Origin of the sequence: Pseudomonas sp. NPDC089392 (assembly GCF_044749595.1) — a bacterium.
Classification (GTDB): domain Bacteria; phylum Pseudomonadota; class Gammaproteobacteria; order Pseudomonadales; family Pseudomonadaceae; genus Aquipseudomonas.
In genome coordinates this window covers 25374-40885 of the sequence record NZ_JBIVIF010000008.1, presented here as the reverse complement: position 1 = coordinate 40885, position 15512 = coordinate 25374, and the positions used below count along the sequence as shown (strand labels likewise).

At 57.7% G+C, this 15512-nt stretch carries 11 protein-coding genes and 3 pseudogenes; 9 read left to right on the top strand and 5 right to left on the bottom strand.

All coding sequences use genetic code 11. The annotated features are described in order from the left end of the window. Positions 1–42: 42 nt before the first annotated feature. The 3 genes and pseudogenes from ACIP1G_RS10060 (at position 43) to ACIP1G_RS10050 (ending at position 1532) form a co-directional block, all read left to right on the top strand. Entirely contained in the window at positions 43–186 is a 144-nt protein-coding gene (locus tag ACIP1G_RS10060) for a hypothetical protein (RefSeq protein ID WP_400736073.1), read from the top strand. A gap of 29 nt (positions 187–215) precedes the next feature. After that, positions 216–323 (top strand): annotated as a pseudogene (locus tag ACIP1G_RS10055) (cytochrome o ubiquinol oxidase subunit IV); the annotation flags it as partial. An 84-nt stretch (positions 324–407) separates the two neighbouring features. Next, on the top strand, positions 408–1532 hold the full coding sequence (locus tag ACIP1G_RS10050; protein ID WP_400736070.1) for a mechanosensitive ion channel family protein: 1125 nt from the start codon (positions 408–410) through the stop codon (positions 1530–1532). 667 nt (positions 1533–2199) lie between these two features. On the opposite strand, the gene ACIP1G_RS10045 is transcribed toward ACIP1G_RS10050, so the two are convergent. Together ACIP1G_RS10045 and ACIP1G_RS10040 are read right to left on the bottom strand one after the other, a co-directional pair. Further along, positions 2200–2442 (bottom strand): hypothetical protein, encoded by a 243-nt coding sequence (locus ACIP1G_RS10045; protein ID WP_400736067.1) that lies wholly within the window; start codon positions 2440–2442, stop codon positions 2200–2202. A gap of 323 nt (positions 2443–2765) precedes the next feature. Then, positions 2766–4841: a PAS domain-containing protein gene (locus tag ACIP1G_RS10040; RefSeq protein WP_400736064.1), complete on the bottom strand. Its 2076-nt coding sequence runs from the start codon at positions 4839–4841 to the stop codon at positions 2766–2768. Between the two features lie 329 nt (positions 4842–5170). Between ACIP1G_RS10040 and ACIP1G_RS10035 the strand changes: the two genes are divergently transcribed. Further along, entirely contained in the window at positions 5171–6373 is a 1203-nt protein-coding gene (locus ACIP1G_RS10035; protein WP_400736061.1) for a zinc-dependent alcohol dehydrogenase, read from the top strand. A gap of 101 nt (positions 6374–6474) precedes the next feature. On the opposite strand, the gene ACIP1G_RS10030 is transcribed toward ACIP1G_RS10035, so the two are convergent. After that, the gene (locus tag ACIP1G_RS10030) at positions 6475–6999 is read right to left on the bottom strand and encodes a cupin domain-containing protein (protein WP_400736059.1); all 525 of its coding nucleotides are present in this window, start codon (positions 6997–6999) and stop codon (positions 6475–6477) included. A gap of 40 nt (positions 7000–7039) precedes the next feature. Here ACIP1G_RS10030 and ACIP1G_RS10025 point away from each other — a divergent pair, with 40 nt between their 5' ends. The 3 genes from ACIP1G_RS10025 to ACIP1G_RS10015 all read left to right on the top strand — a co-directional run bounded on the left by ACIP1G_RS10025 (position 7040) and on the right by ACIP1G_RS10015 (position 8455). Beyond that, positions 7040–7432, top strand: a complete 393-nt coding sequence (locus ACIP1G_RS10025; RefSeq protein WP_400736392.1) for a thiamine pyrophosphate-dependent enzyme — start codon at positions 7040–7042, stop codon at positions 7430–7432. 125 nt (positions 7433–7557) lie between these two features. Beyond that, on the top strand, positions 7558–7914 hold the full coding sequence (locus ACIP1G_RS10020) for a hypothetical protein (protein WP_400736057.1): 357 nt from the start codon (positions 7558–7560) through the stop codon (positions 7912–7914). A gap of 160 nt (positions 7915–8074) precedes the next feature. After that, positions 8075–8455: an NUDIX domain-containing protein gene (locus ACIP1G_RS10015; RefSeq protein ID WP_400736055.1), complete on the top strand. Its 381-nt coding sequence runs from the start codon at positions 8075–8077 to the stop codon at positions 8453–8455. A gap of 82 nt (positions 8456–8537) precedes the next feature. Here the strand turns inward: ACIP1G_RS10015 and ACIP1G_RS10010 are convergent. Continuing rightward, positions 8538–12678, bottom strand: a pseudogene (locus ACIP1G_RS10010) (CheR family methyltransferase). A gap of 466 nt (positions 12679–13144) precedes the next feature. On the opposite strand from ACIP1G_RS10010, the pseudogene ACIP1G_RS10005 reads away from it, so the two are divergent. Next, a pseudogene (locus ACIP1G_RS10005) lies at positions 13145–13330 on the top strand (general stress protein); the annotation flags it as partial. Positions 13331–13574: 244 nt separating this feature from the next. On the opposite strand, the gene ACIP1G_RS10000 reads toward ACIP1G_RS10005, so the two are convergent. Further along, the gene (locus ACIP1G_RS10000) at positions 13575–14918 is read right to left on the bottom strand and encodes a cation:proton antiporter (RefSeq protein WP_400736052.1); all 1344 of its coding nucleotides are present in this window, start codon (positions 14916–14918) and stop codon (positions 13575–13577) included. Positions 14919–15085: 167 nt separating this feature from the next. On the opposite strand from ACIP1G_RS10000, the gene ACIP1G_RS09995 reads away from it, so the two are divergent. Further along, positions 15086–15502 (top strand): low affinity iron permease family protein, encoded by a 417-nt coding sequence (locus ACIP1G_RS09995; protein ID WP_400736050.1) that lies wholly within the window; start codon positions 15086–15088, stop codon positions 15500–15502. The last annotated feature ends 10 nt before the right edge of the window (positions 15503–15512 follow it).

Genomic DNA, 15512 nt, shown 5'->3' with positions numbered 1-15512 from the left:
AAGGGCGACCTAAGCGGGGTAACCACCGTGGAGGATTCCGCCATGATTAACCCTGACCACCCCGACCCTTACGTCGACGAAGTGCCACATAACCCTGGCGAGCCGGTACCCAGACCTGAACCGGAGCAAGAAGCGCCGGACTGGCCCGACGGCCAGGTTCCACCTGAGGAACAGTCCGACGGTTAACCCCATCAATTGCTCGCCGGCGCGCTGGGCGCAGGACCCTGGTGGCGCTGGTGTTCACCGTAGTGATCATCGTGCTGCTGGTGGGGTTGTCGCTATGGATCATGTACTACGTGCACTACAACATGCTCGGTTTGTGAAATCGGATCGACCTATGGCGCCCATGGGACATCCCATGAAAAGGACCTTCATATCAATCCAGGCACCCGGGAGGCGCGCTGCTCATGAATGACCGCATCATAGCCCTGTTCACCGACACCACCCTGTTCGGCATTTCCATCCTCAATCTGCTGCTGGCCCTGGCTGTGGCCATCGGGACCTTCCTGCTCTCCCGCGCCGCCATCAGCTTCCTGCTGCACCGCATCCGTCGTTGGTCTGAGCACGACGGTGTGCTCAGCCACGTGCTGGCCAAAGTGCTGTCTGGCACCAGCAATTTCCTGCTGTTGCTCGCCTCCTTGCTGGTAGGCCTGAGCATGCTCGACCTGCCGGAGCGTTGGCTGACGCGGGTCAGCAGTCTATGGTTCGTGGTCGCCGCCCTGCAAATCGGTCTGTGGGCCAACCGCGCCATCGGCCTGGGCCTGAACCGCTATTTCGCCCACCACCGCGACGACGGCCTGAACCAGGGCAGTGCGCTGGCCACCCTGTCGGCATGGGGCGCGCGAGTGCTGCTGTGGTCGGTGGTGGTGCTGGCAATGCTGTCCAACCTGGGCGTTAACATCACCGCTTTCGTCGCCAGTCTGGGTGTCGGCGGTATTGCCGTGGCGCTGGCCGTGCAGAACATCCTCGGCGACCTGTTCGCCTCGCTGTCGATCGCCGTGGATAAACCGTTCGAGGTGGGCGATTTCATCGTCATCGGCCCGCTGGCAGGCAGCGTCGAACATGTGGGCTTGAAAACCACGCGCATTCGCAGCCTGGGTGGCGAACAGATCGTCATGGCCAATGCCAGCATGATCAGCAGCACCATCCAGAACTACAAACGCCTGCAGGAACGACGCATCGTGTTCGAGTTCGGTTTGTCCTACGACACGCCCACGGAGGCCGTGAAAAAAACGCCTGCCATCGTTGAAGAGGCGATCAAGGCGCAGCAGCAGGTGCGCTTCGACCGTGCTCATTTGCGCGGTTTTGGCAAAGAAGCGCTGGAGTTCGAGTGCGTGTACATCGTCAAGGACCCTGGCTACAACCTGTACATGGACATCCAGCAAGCCATCAACTTCCACCTGCTCGAGCGCTTTTCCAAGGTGGGCGCCAAGTTCGCCGTACCTGTACGGGCCATCAAGGTCACCGCATTGCCGCAAGAGGCCAACCTCTCGGCACCAGGCCGCGAGGGCCTGGGCATCAGGGGCGCCTGAACGGTCGGCCCGTCCGTCGATCGCATCGCACGGCCCACTCCTTCAGTGGCCGAACACTAGGCGAACACAAAAAGGAGATTCATCATGAAGAAAATGAAGCCTTATACATGGCTACTGGCGCTGTGCCTGGGTGCAAGCGCTCCCATCGTGCTGGCGGCTACCAACATGAACGATCAGCGCGCCCCTGGCACACAAACGCAAGACGATGGCCAGATGAACGGCGGAGCTAGCGGGTCTGGTACTCCAGCTGATGGCATGGGTACCGGGTCAGGCGGTACCGGTAGCAATGGCACCGACAATACCGGAGGTGATGGCACTAGCAATGGCTCGGGCAGTGGCAGCGGGACGGACGGTTCGAGAGGTAGCGGTACGGGTACCGGTTCGGGTTCGGGGTCCGGCACCGGTAGCGGAACCGGAGGTTCGGGCGGCGCAGGCGGTAGTGGCTCGAGCGGCGGTGGCTCTGGGGGATGATTCAGCCGACCGCGCAGAACTGACGCAATATCAGTGGGGGCGGCGGTGTGACGCACCCACCGCAGGCGGTAATGTAGCCTATCCGCCACTCGGATTCCTGAAGGTGCCAAGACGACCGACACCCTGCCGCAACCAAGCGGTGTCGAGCTTTTAGCTACAGGCCGTCCCCCCAATGATTGGCAGCCGGGGGGCAAGGCTAGCAATCGGAGCCGACGATGGCTTTGAGAAAGCTACGGTCAGCAAGCCGTCGCAGATCTCGCCATTCACGCCAGTCTACCAGCCCAAGGCGGTCCATCTCGTTAGCTTGGCGCAGTAACGCTTCATGATGGGAGCTCGGACATTCGCGTCTGCTTTCCACGTTGTCGTAAAGCAGGAACCACCTATTGATCGCGACGAGTCGGCGCTCTTCCTGGCCTATCTGTTCGTTGACCGCGTTCATGCCGATACCCCGTCAGGGTTGATGGTAGTATCTGGCGATGTGCCGGGCTCGTGGTCATGCTCAAGACGTTGAACTTGCACATCGGTGATTGATGACGTTTCGTTGCGATGCAGTCAATCTACTGGGTTGAGCCTAACACAGTCGCACCCGTTCACTCCGATTGACGGTTGGCGTATCAACATCGATCGGACTTGATGCCAGTGTCATGTCCTCCTTGGCCTCACGATGCTCAGGATACGCTGAGCTGCGAGCGTTGCGGCCATACCGTATGGTCTTCAGCGCTCAGACCTTACGGAATCGTCAGACCTCTTCTACAAGCGTCTCTACTGCCTTGCCTCTTTCAAGAACTCGTGAACATTGGCAATCAGGTCGTCCATTTCAAAAGGCTTGATTAGCACTGCCGATGAATCCCGCAGTACCTGATCGTCAAATAGGGAGGGGGTCGAATACCCTGTCATGAATATGACGGGCAAACCGTCACGGGCCTGGCGCCCAAAACTCGCCATTTCCCGCCCATCGATTCCACCGGGTAGACCTATATCCGTCACCAGTAGATCGATGCGGGTATCGGAGGCCAAGAGCTGTAAGCCAGCTTGACTATCAGCAGCCTCGATGACCGTACACCCCAAACCACTGAGGACATCGCTGACAAACATTCGTACAGAAGGCTCGTCGTCGACAATCAATACGGTCCGGTCTGACCATTTAGTTGAGAAATCGCAAAGTATCTCCGCGCGGCCAGTGGACTCCGGCTGTCCCAGAGCAGTGGGAAGATACAGATGTACCTGCGTGCCTACCGTCTCTTCTGAGTAAATCCTGACTTGCCCTCCCGACTGCTTGGCAAAACCGTACACCATCGACAATCCCAGACCAGTTCCTTCGCCGATGGACTTTGTAGTGAAGAACGGTTCGCAAGCCCTCAGCAGGGTGTCGGGCGACATCCCAACCCCATTGTCGATCACGCTTATTGTCATGTATGAACCAGGCTGCAGCTCCGAATCCAAATCGGCGCCTTCCTCGAGGGTCACGTTCGCTGTGCTGATAGTGATCTTGCCAGCTCTTTGACCAACGGCATCCCGTGAGTTGATACAGAGGTTCAGTAGTGAATTTTCAACCTGGACAGGATCTACCAAGCAAGTTGACATCTCTGCCTTTAAATCTACCATGAGGCCAATCGACGGGCCCACGGTACGACGTATGAGATCCTCGAGCCCCGTTATCAACCCGTTGACGTCTACTCGGGAGGGCTGCAAAGGCTGACGGCGTGAAAATGCCAACAACCGATGCGTGAGTGCTGCCGCTTTCTGAGCGGCCCGGTGCGCGATCTCAATGTAGCGTTCGACATCCGCCGAGCGGCCCTCCCTCCCCCGCAGCCTAGCCAAATCCAGGCTGCCTGTGATTCCTGCCAAGAGGTTGTTGAAGTCATGTGCAATACCGCCGGTGAGCTGCCCTATCGCTTCCATTTTTTGCGCTTGACGCAGCGCTTCCTGCGCGGCCTCACGTTGGGCCACTTCTTCACTGACTCGCGCTTCTAGCGTCCGATTAAGGTTCAAAAGCGCGGCCTCGGCCTCTTTTCTAGCGGAGACATCGATAGAGGAACCAATGAGCCCTATGACCTTTCCAGCCTCATCGAGTAGTGGTGCCTTGACTGAGAGCCATGTTGTTGCAGAGCCGTCGGGCATGTCGATCCGCTCTTCGATCTGAACAGCCTTGCCGCCACGCATGACCTCCTGATCGGTCTGCATAACCTGGCGTGCCTGGGCCTTATCCTCCAGGAACTCAAGGTCAGTTTTGCCCAGATAAAACTCCGGCGGTTTGCCGATCAGCCGCGTCGCGCCATGGTTTGCAATGAGGACTCTCCCCTCCAGGTCCTTCGCATAGACAACACCGGGCACCGCTGCTGTGAAGGTGCGCAACAATGCCGATACGCGATCCCGCTCGGCCTCAGCAGCCCTCCGAGCTTCGATGTCCATGAGCACGCCGGGAAAACGTATGGCCTGTCCTTGGTCGTCAAGTTCGGCATGCCCATTGGCCTCAATCCAATGATAGAGACCGTCATCGTTTCGCACCCGATACTCACAGCGAAACGGGCCACCCCGTGCCATCGCCTGTTCGATATCCCTCGAAACGTGCTCACGATCATCTGGATAGATAGAGGTGAAGGCCTCAGCTATTGAGATACCGGCTTCGCATTTCTGAGCCGGAATCCCGAAAGACCTGGAAAAACGCTCATCTGCCGTAACTCGGTCGTTGGGAATGTCCCACACCCAGGTACCTACCACGGCCGCTGCCTCGAGCACGAGGCGAAGCTCTTCAGGAGAGTCCATAAAAGTCTCGCTCATACACCGAACCTCTGGTGCCTGGGGTAGGCGCGATTGACCAGACCCATCTTTATCCATGACTCACCTCTGTGCCTACAAATCAGAGCTTTAAGAGCTGGGGGATCCGTTAGGTGCCATAAGGCTGTGTGATAAATCAGCTCGACTCTCGGACAGCGCCGTAATTAAAGGGTGTACAGAGACTTCGACGTTAGCGCAAGGCGCCTCAAAGATCTTTCGAAACCCCCGCCTTGAAATATCCAGACGGATAGCCATTCAAGTCCGAGACACCCATAGGCGTTTGCGACTGGTAGGCATCGCACCACCACTGAACCGGTTAGTCTGAACTTTACCAGCCCAAAAGCCTTCCCCTGCATACCCCCACGTTCTAGTGATGCAGGAGCAAGACCATGAGAGCACTTACCTACCACGGCGCTAACGATGTCAGGGTCGACACTGTCCCCGACCCCATTCTCCAAGACGCAGACGACATCATCCTGAGGGTGACCGCCACCGCAATCTGCGGGTCCGATCTACACCTCTATCGAGGCAAGATCCCAGAAACGGAGCATGGCGACATCTTCGGCCACGAATTCATGGGCATCGTGGAAGACGTCGGCAGAGATGTAACGAACCTGCAGATTGGCGACCGCGTCGTGATCCCATTTGTGATTGCCTGTGGTAGTTGCTTCTTTTGCCAGCACGATCTGTTTGCTGCCTGCGAAACCACTAATACCGGGCGCGGATCGATCATCAATAAAAAGGGCATTCCACCGGGAGCTGCGCTGTTTGGATATAGCCATCTGTACGGGGGCGTGCCTGGAGGCCAAGCCGATTATGTCAGGGTGCCAAAGGGCAACGTCGGGCCCTTCAAAGTGCCGACAACCCTCGCCGATGACAAAGTGCTGTTCCTCTCCGACATCCTGCCTACCGCCTGGCAAGCTGTCATCAATGCCGAGATCGGCCAAGGGTCATCGGTGGCCATCTACGGCGCCGGGCCAGTGGGACTGCTCAGTGCCGCTTGCGCACGGATGCTGGGCGCTCAAACCCTCTTCATGGTAGATGACAACGATTACCGGCTGGCCTACGCCCAGGACGCCTACGGCGTCATCCCTATCAACTTCGAAAAGGATGACGACCCTGCTGACAGTATCATTCGCCAGACACCGGGTATGCGCGGCGTAGACGCGGTCATCGATGCCGTCGGTTTCGAAGCCAAAGGCAGCACTACGGAAACCGTGATGACGGCCTTGAAACTGGAAGGCAGCAGCGGCAAAGCCCTGCGCCAGAGCATTGCGGCTGTGCGACGTGGCGGCGTAGTCAGCGTGCCCGGGGTCTATGCGGGGTTCATCCACGGCTTCATGTTCGGTGATGCCTTCGACAAAGGCCTGACCTTCAAGATGGGACAAACCCATGTCCAAAAATACCTTCCCGAGCTGCTCGAACATATCGAAACCGGACGCCTCCAGCCCGAGCTGATCGTCACCCACCGCCTTGCGCTGGAGGAGGCCGCCATGGGCTACAAGATGTTCGATCAGAAAGAGGACAACTGCCGCAAGGTGATCCTTGTTCCAGGGGCGGCATCAGGGACGCTGGGCCCTGACTATCTGTGACGTCTACCCAGCCGTCATGGATACCCTGGCTTCCGTGACGGCGTTAACTACACCGGCCATGCGCTCAAACCGCCAGGCCAGCCATCTGCGTTTGCTTCTGATCACTGCCAGTGCCTCATCAGCGCACCGTGAGCTCCAGTCACCGGGTCCTGCTCAGGGTGTGGCACTCGGGCAATACGCGCCAGCGTCTGCTGGTGAGCGCCTATTTCCGGTCGCTGGATGTCGTAATCTTCCTGTCCTAGGGGATAGGCGCCCACGACCAGAAAGTCGTCGCTGGCCGCCATGCAACGATGCCCCGTCCCTGCTGGCAAAACCAGAACATCACCCGCCTTGACCGTCAGCGCCTGACCCGCTGCGCCGCCCAGCATTATCCGAGCATGGCCGCGGGCAACGCCAAGCACCTCGTGCGCATTGGGGTGGAAATGGTGGTAATCGAAAATCCCAGCACGCCACAGCGGGGTCCACCGGTGAGCGGCGAACAAGGTCTCGAACGCGCCGGCATTGTCATTCGCAGGCGCAAGTTGCAGCCGGTAGAGCAACACGGGAAAACGGCTGTTGGGCGTCGCGCCATCGTCCTCGAACCGCAACATTTGCAGGGGCTGGGTGCTGCTGTCGATGGCAAACATGAGGGCATCCTGATCAGGCTGGTAATGTCCTTGAGAAACCATATATATCCTTGGGTTCCTGCGGACTGACCACGTACAAGCCGTTGAAACCTGGGAACAACGGGTGATGGAGGGTGACCCCAAGTTTGAGGCATCACAGTCGATTCCCGACGTGCCCTACCACCTGTTTGCCATCTCTATTGGCCTGCATGGCATTTTCATCGACCGTGAAGACCAGGTCACCAGCGCCTGGGAGCAGGCCTTGGCCGCCGATCGGCCGGTGCTGATCGAGTTCAAGACCGACCCCGATGTGCCGCCGCTGCCGCCGCACATCAAGCTGGAACAGGCGAAAAAGTTCGCCAGCACCTTGCTTAAAGGTGACCCCGACCAAGCTGGGGTGATCGTGCAGACGGCCAAGCAGGTGCTCAGTGCGGTATTGCCGGGCAAAAAGTGATACGCCACGGGACGAGCCAGAACCATGTGCGAGTTGCGCACGCCGCTGGTCCGGGGCATCGCGTAATGATTGATCGCGCATGGCACTCGGCGTGTCCAATCGTAAGAGACACGTAGAGGTGGCTAATGCGTATTCGAGGCAAGAAATATCGTGAATGGGCGGGCGTCCCGATCAGCAGCAACATCCATGAAGAAGTCTTTTCAGATGGGATCTTGCTGGATGTGCAAGCCCGATTGTCAAGAACCGGAGCAACGCAGTTGTTTATCGGGATCTATGCACCTTCCGGTAAAGCGATCCGCGAAGAAACCTATGGGAGTCGACCGGGCGAAACCATCATGCGGGCCTTGGCGTGGGGAGTGGAGCGCGCACGGCGGATCGCATCCGATCGATCCAAACACCCCACGGCGGGGGCCGATTCATTGGCGCAAAGCGTGCCTGAAATGAAGACCGCAGATCCGCCCTCACTGCCTGACAATCCCTGACACTGCCTGACAAAAGCTTGCCATTGGTCCTGGATCTTGGATCCGCCCAATTCCAAAACATCACCCCGAATACGCATGCGGCCTCCTACGACACCGCTCACCTCCTGACATGAACTTTGGCGTGCGGATTGAGCCTTCCGTTCATACCGGAGGAACCGCCATGAGCCAATTGAGAGAGTTGCATTCCACTGTCATTTGCCTGCAAGCCGGCAAAATTCTGATGGTGCGTAAGGAAGCCCCTGAGTGGTCACTGCCCGGCGGGAAGATTGATCCTGGTGAGACCCAGTTCGAGGCGGCCTGTCGAGAGTTGCGTGAAGAAACCAGCCTCCAACTTACCGACGCTCAGTTTCTGGGACACAGCGTGCTCCCCGCAGAGGAGCACTGGCTCTATCGCATGACCGCTCCAGCGTCGATGCAGCCTCAAGCATCACACGAAATCGTGGAATGCCGATGGTTTTCTGTCGCAGAACTCAGTCGCATAGCGGTAAAGCCAACGAATGTGGAATTACTCAGACGAGAAGGCTTTCTGGAGCTCAAATAAGTGAGGCCAAACCGTCATCAAGCCGAAAGCCAGCTTACCCTCAGCCCTGAAAGCTCCGCACTGAGGGTTTGCTGCTAAGAGGTCAGGATGATGCGCTTTTACACAGCGACTCGATGGTACCCACCAGGTCGTCATACTGCACGGGCTTGGTGAGGTGTCGGTCGAACTGCATGTCCTTGCCTTTGTGAGGATCCGTCGCAACGGCATAACCGCTCAACGCAATCGCAGGCGTGTACTGATGAACCTTGCCCGCCCTGAGGGCACTGATCAGCTCATGCCCATCCATCTCCGGCATTCCAATGTCGGTAAGAATGACATCGAAGCGCTCCTGGAGTGAGTGCTTGAGCGCCTGTGCAGGATCGCTGTAACTCTTGACCTGGGCGCTCTCCATTTCAAGCAGCATGCGCATCACTTCCAGGACTTCTGACGAGTCGTCAACCAACAAGACTTTGAGCCCCTTCAGTCGCCCTTGGGGCTCGCCGGGTTCATCCCCATCCTTCGGCTCGTTGATCAGCTCCTGAGAAAGCGGCAGCGAGACACTGAACGTACAACCATGGCCGATACCCGCAGACCGTGCAACGACCGAGCCTCCATGGGCCTGAACCAGCTGGCGAACCAGCGACAGCCCAATACCCAGGCCGTCTCGCTGATGGCTGACATGTTTGGGTTTGGCCTGCTTGAACAGGTCGAACACGTTTTCAAGATCGGCAGTAGGCAACCCGACTCCGTTGTCGATGATATCGATGTGGGCATGTTTGTCCGCCTTGCTGAGCACTATACGTACCTTGGCCTCTTCCCCGCTGAACTTCAGCGCGTTCTGCAGCAGGTTCCAGATCACCTGCTCCAGGCGGGTCGGGTCGCCCTCGATTATCATCGCCGGCACTTCCGGGCTCGGTTTCTCCAGGGTGATCTCTGCGTTGGGATACTCGTCGATAACAATTGAGTGGATTTCACTGAGCATGGCGCCAATGTCAAGCAGGCGCGTCTTCAACTTCAGCTTGCCCGTACGAATGCGAGCCACATCGAGCAAGTCGTCGATAATTCGAGCCTGGCTGTTAACAGCCTCGCCGATGGCACCGACCGCCTTGCTGGCATTCTCCGTATTGCGAACGGCTGGGAGCCTTCGGAGAATTTCTGCGTTAAGTTGAATCAGGTTGAGCGGATGCTTGAGCTCATGGGACATGACCGCAAAGAACTCATCCTTCATGTGGATGGTGGTCTGTGTCTCGGCAAGCTTTCTGCTCTGCTCATCGTGCAGCCTTTTATGGCCCGTCAGGTCACGAGCAATCTTTACGTACCCCAGCGCACTTTCTGCACGCAGCAATGTAATTTCCCCACTGCAGAAGAACCGGCTGCCGTCCTTACGCACATGCCAACGCTCATCCTCCCCACGCCCATGCTCACGGGCATTGCGCATCTCGGTCTGCGGGACACCCGCGCTGCGATCTTCAGCGGAAAAAATCAGCTCGTAATACGAGCCGATGACTTCTTCAGCGGTGTAGCCAAAGATCAGCTGAGCGCCGGTGTTCCAGTCGGTGATCTTGCCGTGTTCATCCAGGATAATGATGGCGAAATCGTGTGTGCTCTCGGCGACCAGGCGCATACGTTCCTGGCCCAGGCGCAGATCTTCCTCAGCCTCGCGACGCTTGGTGATGTCGATGAACGTCAGCACCGTCCCATCGATATGGTCTTCGCTGGAACGGTACGGCAGAAGCCGGGCAATGTACCAGCGGCCATCGGCGCTGCTGACTTCCCGCTCCAGCATGGTCAGCGATTCGTACACGGACGAAGCGTCTTCGGCCAACTCCGGATAATTGAGCCGATGGGTGATATCCAGCAGCGAGCGCCCGGTATCCACCGGGAGCATACTGAAAATTTCTTTGGCGCGGGGTGTGAACCAGCGGATATGCATGTTGCGGTCAACGAACACGGTGGCGATATCCGTAGAGGCAATGAGGTTAGCCAGATAGTCGTTGATCTTGTCGGTTTCTTCGACTTTGGTCTTGAGCTCGTAGTTGACCGTGAGCAGCTCTTCGTTGATCGACTGAAGTTCTTCCTTGCTGGTTTCCAGCTCTTCCGTCGCGGAGCGCAGCTCCTCGTTGATGGCCTGCATTTCCTCGTTGGACGCCTTGAGCTCTTCGCTCGATACCTCCGATTGCTCAATGGTTTCCTGCAAGTGGGTCTTGGTTCGCTGCAGCTCGTTTTCCAGGCTGGCCAGCACCTTGTTCTCGGTTTGCAAATCCAGATCGAGCAGGTCGGTGCCCGGTTCGATGGACGTGACGTTGAACACGATGGTACGTACATCCTGATCGGTCGCTTCGTCCTTAAAAGGACGCGCCGTGATGTCGACCAGGTAGTCGCCTTCTGGATCGTTGACCCGGATTTTGCGGGACAGAGTAGCTTTACCACTTTGCTGAGCCTGGTACAGCGTGGTGCGAAGCTCAAGGCGCAACTGAGGCATGATCAGCACCAGAAGGTTTCGCCCAACCTCCCCCGTGACGTAACGCAGGAATCTACCAGCACCCTCGTTCATATGCAGGATGTCGCCATTGGGGTCGACAATCATGCTTGGCGGCATCTGCTCGGCCATCGCCCGCTGTTGGATATCGGCATAGGAAAACTTGCGCGTGGGCGGCAGCATGGGTGGCGGCGCGGCAAGGCTGGATAACGCAAAGCCGCCACGGGGCATCGAAGGCGCCCGGCGATTGACGTTGGCTCCTGCGCGAGCACGGAAAATCCGGTTGCGCTTGTCGACCGGTGTGAACAGGTCAGGGCAGGCATCGGCGGACTCGGACGAGCCCATGAACAGATAACCGCCAGGCTTCAGGGCAAAATGGAACATCTGCAGCATTTCTCGCTGGATGTCGCGATCCAGATAGATCAGCAAATTGCGGCAGACGATGAGGTCGATTTGCGAGAATGGCGGGTCGGATAGCAGGCTGTGCTTGGCAAACAAGACCTTCTCGCGGACTTCCTTACGGACGCGGTAGTGCTCACCTTCTTTCAGAAAATACTGCCGCAGACGCGTGGGTGGCACGTCGGTGATGATCGCTTCCGGGTACGCGCCAGTCCGACCTACCGCAATGGCACGCTCATCGATATCCGTGGCAAAAACCTGGACTTTGACCGGGTTCGCCTCAAGCTTCTGGTGCTCGGTACACAGGATCGTCAGGCTATACGCCTCCTCCCCTGTCGAACACCCAGCAGACCAGATGCGCACCTCATCGGGGCGAGCTTTATCATCGCCTGTAGACATCAAAGGGCTCAGCACGTGGCGCTCAAGCGCCTCGAAGGCCTCTCGGTCACGGAAGAAGTTGGTCACGCCGATCAGCATGTCCCCCAGCAACTGCTTGGCTTCGTCGGGCGTGTTTTCCAGGTACTGGTAGTACGCAGGCAGGTCGGGTTGAGCCGTTACCTGCAGGCGCCGCTCGATACGCCGGAGTACCGTCGCCCGCTTGTAGTGCTTGAAATCATGCCCAGTGCGGGTTCGCAGCAGCAACAGAATATCCAGCAGAACCCGCTCGGCTATCTCGCTCAAGTTCGGGAGAAGAGGATGCAACCTTCATGTCGTGCGGTGCGGGGATCTTGATCGCCCTGGTATTACGCCAGATCTCGAGCAGCTTGTTGGGTATCTCGGCTATCGGCAGCACAGCGTCGACCATACCGGTCGCTATTGCCGCCAGAGGCATCCCGTCGAACTCAGCATCATCCGGGCTCTGCACGATGGTGATGCCACCCTGCTCCTTGATGCGGGACAGGCCCACGGCACCATCACTGCCCGTGCCGGTCAGCACCAGGCAGTAGGCAAACTCCTTGTGCACGTCAGCCAGATCACGGAAGAACAGGTCGATGGCCACATGGCTACCCGCCGGACGACTGGCTGCCGTCACTCTCAAGTAGCCTTCGTTCATGGCCAGCTGACTGGCGGGTGAGATTACATAAACGCTGTTTTGCTCAATGGGTGCGTTGTCCGTTACCTGCATCACAGGCATCGCAGTACACGCCTGGATAATCTTGTCGGCCACACTTTCGTGGTCTGGCGACAAATGCAGAATAATGACAAACGCCATTCCACTGTCAGCGGGCATCTGCTCGAAAAATGTCTTCAGCGCAGCCAAACCGCCCGCCGAAGCACCTATACCGACCACAGGAAACCGCAGGTGGCTGGGCAGAATGCCCTCTCGCTCCGGCAGTGAGGTGGGACGTCTTGTTGTCGGTTTCATTGTAGGTCTCGAATCTGATCATGAGCTGAGATTTGAATACTCAGGCTGTCGATGGCCAGTGTCCTGATCGACGCTATCGGCAGAGTAAACAGACAATGGCACGGTGAGGCATTTCTGGGGAAGCAAGACAGGCAACTAACGACGACTGTTAAATGCCACCATGCTGCTCTTCAAGGATTCTTTCCTAAAGTATAGTGCCTACCATTCGCAAAGTGGCCACAGCATACCTCAACTGTGGCCATGATCGGACTAATGCTGCCCTCGGGACGATCAGTCAGCTCACCGCTCATGACCATCCTATAATGGGGCTCATGGATGGGATAGCCCTTATGAGTCATGCGTTTCGTCCGGTGAATGCGATTTTGTGGGAGTGATTGCCCCCAGGGTACCGGTCGGACTTGAACACAGACTTTCCTGTGTGACTGACATGAGGTGAAAGATCATGGCTAACAACCAAACCAATCGCGGGCAGCAAGGCGGCACTGCACAGAACAACCCAGGCAATTTTGCCAACGACCGGGAGAAAGCATCCGAGGCGGGGCGCAAGGGTGGCCAATCCTCAGGTGGCAACTTTGCCAATGACCGCGAACGCGCCTCGGAGGCTGGCCGCAAAGGCGGACAGAACAGCCATGGCGGCGGTCGCAACAGCTAGGGTTTGTACGAAAAGTCGCCGAGCGGCGATCAGGCAAGGCGAAAACAGGCGAGGAAGCGGAGTTTGCTGGTTGCAAATGAGCATTCCGAGCCTGTTTTCAACGCAGCATGATCGTCGCGCAGGCACTTTTCGTACAAAACCTAAGGCCGCTGGCCTCCGTTGAATGTGCCATGGCGAAGGATCGCCCTGGCATTTTTATGAGCGTGGGTTATTCACAAGCACTCGACCGAGACAAGACTGGAGGTCACCGAGCGCTCCGTTTCCACGCCTCGTAACGCGCAAGCAGCGGCTGCACGCTGAGCCCGTGCAGCAAAATGCTCAACGCCACCACGGACAGCACCAGATTGCTGACCTCCACTGCAGAGCCTGGTAACAGGCCGTGATTGATGGCATAGAACAGGTAGTAGAAGCTACCAATGCCTCGAATGCCGAACCACCCCAGCAGCCCACGCTGCCTGGCATCCAGCATTCCCCGGAACGGCATCAGCATGACGCTCAGAGGCCGAATTATTAGAAACAGCGCCCCCGCAATGATGAGGGCCCGCCAATCCCAATGGGCGACCAGCACAACGCCCAGCAAGGTCACCAGAAAAACCTCCAGGGCCCGTTCCACCAGGCTGCCAAATGCGAGCATGTCTCCCAGCATGATCCCGGCAGCCACCTGGGAATCCTCAAGCCCTTCCACATCCCCTTTTACGGCCAACTCTGGCGCCACGTGCTGGTGCCCCACCACTGGCTGCACCAAATGCTCGGCAGCTGGAGCATCCGGATTGGTAGAGGTCTGCACTTCGGCCTGGCGCAGGCCCAGCCCAGCAGCAAAGACCGCCAGGAACCCATAGGCCTGGATCGACTCGGCCATCACATAAGCGAGCGCAATCAGTGCCAGAGCCAGGTAGTCGTTGGGTGATACGGTACTGTCGTCGTTACGCAGGCGCAGGAACAGCGTGAGCTTGCCCAGGCCGCGTCCCATCCAGTAGCCGCAAAGCAGACCAGCAGCCACGGCCCACAACATGTCCTTGAGTAGCCAATCGCCCAGCCACGGCGCCCCTGTGTTCTGCTGAAGGAACAACCCAAGCATGACGAAAGGAAATGCCACCCCGTCGTTCAGACCAGCCTCGCCAGACAAGCTGAAACGAACAGGATCATCATCCTGGGCATCGACCACCTGTACCAGGGTCGCCAGGACTGGGTCGGTAGGCGCGAGAATAGCCCCGATCATTACCGAGACACCCCACCCCAGATTCAGGCCGTAGTGCGCCACCAGTGCTACGCCAACGATGCAGATCACCATGACCGGCCCAGCCAGGTAGAAGGCCCCCCACCATCTGCGGTTACCCAAGGGCAGCCGCAACTTCAAGCCGCTGAAGAACAGCGAAAACAAGACAGCGACTTCGGTCAGATGCTCCATCCAGCCACTCGACTGGGCGACATCAAGCTGGAGGAAGCTCAGCCCGGGCGAGCCCAGCGCAATGCCTAGACCGAGGCATACCACCGAAGACGTAACAGGTATCCAACGAAAATAGGAAGATGAGAGCGCGAGTAGCAACAAGACTGCGCCCAGCATGGCGAACCAGACGATAAAGGTCATGTGCGCAGGGGCCTGCAAAATAGGTATCGACTGAAATTCGACGTTTAGTCGCTTCACGTCGTTCCGCTGCGCTTATCCCGTTCGCCGGTCACACTGACGAAATGTAAAAAGAGATTTCAACGTTTCGCTGTGGTCAGAGTTTCTAGACAGCTGTGGAGATGTAAAAAATGAAATTCGCACAATTTTGCCAATGGCTATCCAATCACGCGGGCAAGCCAAGCACTTTTCTGATCGCCGTGGTCTTGATCGCCATGTGGGCAGCCTCCGGGCCCTGGTTCCACTACAACGATACTTGGCAGCTCATCGTCAACACATCCACCACCATCATCACGTTCCTGATGGTGTTCCTCATCCAGAACACCCAAAATCGTGATAACGACATCATCCATGTGAAATTGGACGAGCTGATCAGGGCAACCAAATCAGCGCACCAGTCGGTGCTTGATCTCGAAGCACTCGACAATCAGCAAATTCATAAGCTACGCAAGGAATACCGAGCCATGGGTAGCCAGTGCGAAGCCCATCCCGAAAAGCCCGCCGAGCAGCTGGGAGAGGATGCGGCCCGTGACAATCAGCAGCACTAGTTCAGTTCAT

What these genes read in the sequence shown, in the direction of transcription:
- ACIP1G_RS10060 (WP_400736073.1), top strand. Translation starts at nt 43, where the DNA reads ATGATTAACCCTGACCACCCCGACCCTTACGTCGACGAAGTGCCACAT.
- ACIP1G_RS10050 (WP_400736070.1), top strand. Translation starts at nt 408, where the DNA reads ATGAATGACCGCATCATAGCCCTGTTCACCGACACCACCCTGTTCGGC.
- ACIP1G_RS09995 (WP_400736050.1), top strand. Translation starts at nt 15,086, where the DNA reads ATGAAATTCGCACAATTTTGCCAATGGCTATCCAATCACGCGGGCAAG.
- ACIP1G_RS10035 (WP_400736061.1), top strand. Translation starts at nt 5,171, where the DNA reads ATGAGAGCACTTACCTACCACGGCGCTAACGATGTCAGGGTCGACACT.
- ACIP1G_RS10020 (WP_400736057.1), top strand. Translation starts at nt 7,558, where the DNA reads ATGCGTATTCGAGGCAAGAAATATCGTGAATGGGCGGGCGTCCCGATC.
- ACIP1G_RS10000 (WP_400736052.1), bottom strand. Translation starts at nt 14,918, where the DNA reads ATGACCTTTATCGTCTGGTTCGCCATGCTGGGCGCAGTCTTGTTGCTA.
- ACIP1G_RS10015 (WP_400736055.1), top strand. Translation starts at nt 8,075, where the DNA reads ATGAGCCAATTGAGAGAGTTGCATTCCACTGTCATTTGCCTGCAAGCC.
- ACIP1G_RS10040 (WP_400736064.1), bottom strand. Translation starts at nt 4,841, where the DNA reads ATGGATAAAGATGGGTCTGGTCAATCGCGCCTACCCCAGGCACCAGAG.
- ACIP1G_RS10030 (WP_400736059.1), bottom strand. Translation starts at nt 6,999, where the DNA reads ATGTTTGCCATCGACAGCAGCACCCAGCCCCTGCAAATGTTGCGGTTC.
- ACIP1G_RS10045 (WP_400736067.1), bottom strand. Translation starts at nt 2,442, where the DNA reads ATGAACGCGGTCAACGAACAGATAGGCCAGGAAGAGCGCCGACTCGTC.